The sequence below is a fragment of the Microbulbifer jejuensis genome (assembly GCF_047289955.1).
GTDB lineage: Bacteria > Pseudomonadota > Gammaproteobacteria > Pseudomonadales > Cellvibrionaceae > Microbulbifer.
On the sequence record NZ_JBLBUB010000007.1, the window covers coordinates 164883 to 171279 of the forward strand.

The window sequence follows — 6397 nt, forward strand, 5'->3', positions numbered from 1 at the left end:
TGAGGGGCTCTTGAGTTCGTGGGGCAGACTGGCCACAATGCGCCCCGACTGACCTAGCGGGATTTTGATTCAAGATGACTATCGATGTTGTGGTTTTGGCGGCGGGCAAAGGCTCTCGCATGCGTTCGGATTTGCCCAAGGTACTGCACCCGATCGGCGGTATCCCCATGCTGGGGCGTGTGATTGAAACGGCCAGGCAGCTTGAAGAAGTGAACATCACGGTGGTTGTGGGGCACGGTGCCGAGCAGGTGCAAGCGCACTTCGCCGACAGCGGCGTGCGGTTTGTGCAGCAGGCCGAGCAACTGGGTACCGGCCATGCTGTGGCACAGGCGATCCCCCATTTCCGCCAGGGGGCCTCGGTGTTGGTACTCTACGGCGATGTGCCACTGGTCAAGGCGGGCACCCTGCAGTCGTTGTTGTCAGCGGCGGATAAAGGCCCCACGCTGCTGTCGGTAGAGATGGCCAACCCCGCCGGCTACGGGCGCATAGTGCGCGACGATGCGGGCCGCGTACAGGCGATTGTTGAGGAGAAGGATGCCGATGCAGCCACCCTGGGTATCCGCGAAGTGAATACTGGCATACTGGCGGCGCCGGCGGAACTGCTGGCGCGCTGGTTGCCTGAATTGTCCTGCGACAATGCCCAGGGTGAATACTACCTCACGGATGTGATCGCCCGCGCGGTCAGTGAGGAGATCGCCGTCACCGGGGTGCGCGCCAGCGATGCCTTGGAAGTGGCGGGGGTGAACAGCCGCGCACAGCAGGCGCAGATGGAGCGCGCCCTGCAACACACCCGCGCGGTGGCACTGATGGATGCCGGGGTCACCCTGCTCGACCCAGCACGGATTGATATCCGCGGCAGCCTGGAATGCGAAACCGACGTATCCATCGACATCAACTGCGTTTTTGAGGGGAAGGTCTCCCTGGGCAAGGGGGTGCAGATTGGGCCCAACTGCCTGTTGAAAAACTGCCGTCTGGCAGATGGTACCCGTGTGGAGGCCAATTCTGTGATTGAGCAGGCGGACGTTGCGGAGGCCTGCAGCATCGGCCCCTTTGCCCGCCTGCGCCCCGGTACCCAACTGGCCACGGGCGCCAGGGTGGGTAACTTTGTCGAGATCAAGAAAGCAACCATCGGCGTCGGCAGCAAGGTCAATCACCTCTCCTATGTGGGCGATGCCGCCGTAGGGGAAGCGGTGAATGTTGGTGCCGGCACCATCACCTGCAACTACGATGGTGTGAACAAGTTCCTCACTGAAATTGGCGACGGCGCTTTTATCGGCTCCAATACCGCGCTGGTGGCGCCGGTGAAAGTGGGCGTGGGCGCCACTGTGGGGGCGGGTTCCACCATTACCTGCGAAGTGGGCGCGGATGAGCTGGCTGTGGCACGGGGCAGACAGCGCAATATTTCCGGCTGGCAGCGCCCGGCCAAAAAACGCCAGTGACCGCCTGTCTCAAGCCTGCTCCGGTGACGGGGTGAATACCAGCGGGCATGCCCACGGCGTGCGGGTTCAGCCCACTTCTTACCGTTAGATTTGCGCCTCGGGAATCCAAAGGGGCGCGCCCCGATATAAAAGTCCAGAGTGCAGCCACTTGCCCGTTTCGACATCGCTTCGTTATCGGAATAAACGGGGACAGATAGCCCAGACCCTGCAGGACCTCCACTGAGTGAGCACCAACAGACACGCTACGCAAAGTCGATTCACCGTGTTGATTCTCGGCTTGGAGGTAATCGGTGGGGTATCGGCCAGCGTGCGTTCAAACGAAAAGCCAAAGCCTGCGGGTAGCTTGCTGGCGTCGAGCGTGGCTGGGGTCTTCGTTGACCCGGTGTGGCTGCTTATACGTGCCGTTTTGCCGGTCGGGCGGGTGCGATTGTCGATGCAAACTCACACCGGGATATTCTCTGGTGCATGGCAATAAAGCGGACCCATTCAACGGGTGGTATTAATGAAGCCATTGCGTTTTTTCGTGCGTATATCAATAGAAATAGTGGCACCAAAATTATCTTATTGGATGGTATTGCGTTTTCTTTCCTGCAAGAGCGGCGTAAGATCGATAAATATTTATCTGCGTGATGGGTAGTAATTGGGCCAGCCGCTCTGCGCCAATGGCCCAATAGCATCGAAATACCCAGGCATTTTCCCAAACCCCTTCCCTTCCACAGGAGAACGGTACGTGACCTAAGCGTAAGTAAAAGGCGCTGGCCCAAGGTGCCGGAAACACCAAAGGCCAGCTAACCAAATTGATAAGCGAACTATCAAAATGGCTCTATGGATAATACGCTAGAAGCCCGCTCGTCTTCAATAAAGTGGGCCCCCTTCAGGCGCTTGGGGCAGTTGCCCAGGCTCTGGGAGCGTTGCATCCGCCGGTTCTGCTTTACCGCCTACCGTTCCCGTGCGCCACCCTGCCTTGTCTCCCGTCGTTATTTTCCAGCTATTCCCATCACAAAAAATCACTCCAGGATTTGCGATCCGGAAGGAAAGGTTTATGTTGGTTGTAAAACGCCGGCCAGGCGAGAACCTCAGAATTGGAAAAAATGTTTCCGTCACCGTATTGGGTATTTCAGGCAATCAGGTCAGAGTGGGTATCGCGGCCCCCAAATCCCTGCCCGTACACCGTGAGGAAGTGTATAGACGTATCCAAAAGGAAGAGGAGCTAAACAAAGGGGGCCGTTGAGAAACCGGCTCGCCCAGTGGGGGGAGCCTGTCAAGAATCCTGTGTAGCCGCCGCTGCGTATTGCTTGAGAATGCCCAATACGCATACCCCATACCGTCTTTCAGTGATTGGTTTTCAAAAATTCCGTTGTGTGAAATAAACCGGTAATGCCAGCGCTCTCCCTCTGGCGTTTACCGGTATTGACTGGCAGCCTGGCACCAGGCCAGCAGCGAATCCGCTTGGTTCGTTGTGAAGGTTTTTTTCTATTGCTGCGGGCTATGGTTTTCAGCACCAGAACGCAAAAAATGGGACACAGGCTTTGCACTGAACAACGGGTTTGTAGAGGATCTGAGAGGGCCATTCACCCACTTAATGTATTATTAGCGCGGGGGTTGGCGATATGTTTATCCGATAAATCGCGCACAGCGAAATTTGTTAAAGTGGATAAGCATACCAGGCTGGAGCCTTGTGTTCTGTCCAATCCGGTCTTTAGTGACACGGAAAGTTTTCAGGTTTGTAAATGATCCATGTAGTGAAAAGAATTCAGAGGAACAGGGCTGGGATTAACATTCATTGAGAGATACCTGTAATTAATAGCTTTGACTTTACCGATGCTGTAACCGAGTGCGAAAGGGCAATTTGGTCAGCCTGACCGTTATTTTTGAGAGGGCGCTAACTTTTCCTAAAAGTTCAATAAATCCAAGGGGTTACATTTATTGATGAATTTTGGGATAATGGTTGCAGTGATTATGATTTTAGGTGGTTCGATAGTGCTAAATTATTTTATCTAATTGATTGCAATTGGGTTTTTGAAATTTTGGCACAAAAAGAATCCAGAAATACTGGTCATGGTGATCAGTATATAAAGGTTAGCCTTATTGGGGAATGAGATAGATGGAAGATATATTTAAAGAGGCCTCTATTAAAAAGGAAAAACTTCATAGAGAATTCGCTGAGCTGCCAGAAACAATAATAACAGGTGTGGTTGGAGCTCGTGATGCAGTAGGTAATAAGCGAGGAGCAGGCAAAGTTCCGGGAGATGAATACTGGTCATTGAAACTATCTCTAATAGCCTGGAAAGAGCTTGGAAAAAAAATAAACAATTCACCTCTCATTTTTTCGAATGATCTTACTTACAGCGAGTTAAAACTTATTCAAGATCACGTTGAGCGAGAATCCTTGGTGCAATTTAAAGTTAAGCTCTCAAAAGAGAGTCCGTTCGGTGATGCTAGAGCACAACTATTATCCATTTTAGATACCCCGGATGACATTGAACTTAAAGCAGCACTAGAAAAATATAAAGAGCCAGTAGAAGTTACCCACCCGGAGTTTGGTGTCTTAGTGCTTGATAGGTCGTTAGATTGTTTTGAAGGCACAATAAATTGGCAGGGAGAGCCAGTAGAACTTTCGGTCTCTGTAGATGAAGAAGATGGTTCTATCAGTAGTAGTCTAAAAACTATAGAGGCTCTGTATAGTCAATCTGGTGACTGGTCTAAGAAAATTGCAGACTATGCAGTTTCTGAACTCCTTGAAGTAATGAATAAGAATTGGCTTGAAGGGGAAAAGGAATTTACTGCGTCAGATTTTATTAATTCAATGGAGTTGCTATTTATTACGGTTTATCCTGATGGAAAATTCGAGTTTCGTCATGATGATGGTGACATGTTCTTGGGGCATTCGATTATAATTTCTGGCTCACTAACTGATGGCCTTAGTGAAGCAGGTATCTCAGGCTAACAAGTGCAAGCAACAGGACTCGCAACAAGTTGCTCGCCTTTGCTGCGGGCGTTAGGACACTTTAAAGAAATCTAAATATGTTCAAGAATATAGAGGTTATACCTCAATTTCCTTCGTTAACTCCAGATGATATTTTAGACGTTAGTAATCGCCTTAAAGAAAGATTTGGATACAAAAAATTTCCAAGTGAATATGGCGATTTTCTACAAGAAACAAACGGTTGTTTATTTTCGCCTAATGACGAAGAATTGGAAATTGGAATACAGCTTAAAATTGATTTGCCATTCATAGAAAAGGCAGATGTGGCAGGCATTTTTGGCGTTTGGTATGACCGTTTCGATGGTAATGAACCTTCAAATACAAACTGGCCAGAACTGTTTGCATCTAATGAAAACTCTAAAGAAAATTTTGATGTTCTTCCTGACAATATGATGTCTTTCGCATACGAGGAAGACTCATCTGGTAGTCTCTTTGCAATATCTACAGACCAAAGAGATTTTGGTCAGGTCTATTACTATTATGACGGCTATATGTATTCGATATTCGGTCGTAAATTTATGCTAGAAAAGTTTGGTTACTGTTACTACGAGCAGAAACTGTTAAATACTCTAGAAAAATATGGCTTTGATCGAAGCCAGATAAAGAAAACAAATGAATTGTCTGAATTTGAACCATATCAAGTCATAAACAGTTTAGAAAGTTTGCCTGAAGATTGCGAATTCGAACTGTTGAGAAATAGATTTGTTCCAGTGGCAAATTCCTTTAATGACTTTATGGCCAAACTAACAGAGGTTGAGTGGTGAAAGCCCTAACAAGGTTGGACATGTTCGCCTTCGCCTTCGCTTTGCTCGGCCCATGCCAACGGCGTTATACGTAGATACGACAATGGATATTTCTCAGTATTACGATGAAGCAGAGACCATCGGGAAGTTAGTAAAGACCCAGGCGCCTTATATTTTGTCTGCATTAGATTACCCTCCTGAAGACGACCATCCATCTTCAGAGACAGCAGGGAAAGCTCTAGATTTATACATTCAAGGCGCCATAATGGAGAATAGCGCAGAGCATAAATTATGGATTAAAATAGGAGTTTCTTGTTTGGTTTTAGGGGTAGCCATCGGATGGCTTATATGGGGCTAACTACGTATAATAAGCGCATGTTGTTCGCCGCTATCGCGGCCGGACGGCTTACGCTATGCTCCAGCTGCCGCAAATGCGAACGTTATACATGAGGAGGTCATGTGGCAGAAAAATTTAAAGCCTTGACTGAAAAGCATATAGATTTCATTGGGAACCAACATATTTTCTTTGTCGGTACTGCCGCAAGTGAAGGCTTCGTTAATGTTTCCCCAAAAGGCATGGATAGCTTTAGAGTAGTAAATAATTCCAAAGTGGCGTGGCTCAACCTTACTGGAAGCGGGAATGAAACGGCAGCCCACATTCTAGAAAACAATCGAATGACCATAATGTTCTGTTCATTTGATAAGCAGCCACTTATATTGAGATTGTATGGTCAGGTAAAAATCATCCACCCTCGAGATAAAGATTGGCCTAGTCAAGTAAAACTATTTCCCGAATACACCGGAGCACGTCAGATATTTGAGTTAAATTTGGAGCTGGTTCAAACCTCATGTGGCTACGCAGTGCCCTTTTATGAATTAGTTGGTGAAAGACCGACACTGAGAAAGTGGGCCGACAACCGAGGGCGAAAAGGTGTAGAGGAATATTGGCAAGAGAAAAATACTAAAAGCCTTGACGGTAAGGACACTGGAATAATTTAAAATGTATAACAAGCAGCGGCAACACCGACCCTGTGGGCCTGGGCTCACTACGCTACGCTTTGTTCGCCGTTACGCTGGGCGTTAGGAGGGTGTTCAAAACTCTGTGTCAGCCAAGTAGCCTCATAGGCTGATATATTTCTCCAGGCGATCCGGGAAGTGGATCGTCAGCTGTGACAGCGTCAAGTTCCAGTTCTGGATCGGGTGCGTCCAGCGCTCGGAGGCTTTCAGTA

6 protein-coding genes are annotated in these 6397 nt (G+C 48.6%); all 6 read left to right on the top strand.

Annotated elements, in window-relative coordinates:
* Positions 1 to 74 precede the first annotated feature (74 nt).
* The 6 genes from glmU to ACL7TT_RS06650 all read left to right on the top strand — a co-directional run bounded on the left by glmU (position 75) and on the right by ACL7TT_RS06650 (position 6167).
* On the top strand, positions 75 to 1439 hold the full coding sequence (gene glmU, locus ACL7TT_RS06625; RefSeq protein WP_413394113.1) for a bifunctional UDP-N-acetylglucosamine diphosphorylase/glucosamine-1-phosphate N-acetyltransferase GlmU: 1365 nt from the start codon (positions 75 to 77) through the stop codon (positions 1437 to 1439).
* A gap of 1042 nt (positions 1440 to 2481) precedes the next feature.
* Positions 2482 to 2670 carry a carbon storage regulator CsrA gene (csrA, locus tag ACL7TT_RS06630; RefSeq protein WP_413394115.1) on the top strand — a complete coding sequence of 63 codons (189 nt, stop codon included), beginning with the start codon at positions 2482 to 2484 and terminating at the stop codon, positions 2668 to 2670.
* An 873-nt stretch (positions 2671 to 3543) separates the two neighbouring features.
* On the top strand, positions 3544 to 4386 hold the full coding sequence (locus ACL7TT_RS06635; protein WP_413394117.1) for a DUF2262 domain-containing protein: 843 nt from the start codon (positions 3544 to 3546) through the stop codon (positions 4384 to 4386).
* A gap of 77 nt (positions 4387 to 4463) precedes the next feature.
* Complete coding sequence (locus ACL7TT_RS06640; RefSeq protein WP_299946350.1) at positions 4464 to 5189, top strand: SMI1/KNR4 family protein; 726 nt, start codon at positions 4464 to 4466, stop codon at positions 5187 to 5189.
* Between the two features lie 82 nt (positions 5190 to 5271).
* Positions 5272 to 5526, top strand: coding sequence for a hypothetical protein (locus tag ACL7TT_RS06645; RefSeq protein ID WP_299946352.1), 255 nt, complete (start codon positions 5272 to 5274; stop codon positions 5524 to 5526).
* Positions 5527 to 5627: 101 nt separating this feature from the next.
* Entirely contained in the window at positions 5628 to 6167 is a 540-nt protein-coding gene (locus ACL7TT_RS06650) for a pyridoxamine 5'-phosphate oxidase family protein (RefSeq protein ID WP_413394119.1), read from the top strand.
* The last annotated feature ends 230 nt before the right edge of the window (positions 6168 to 6397 follow it).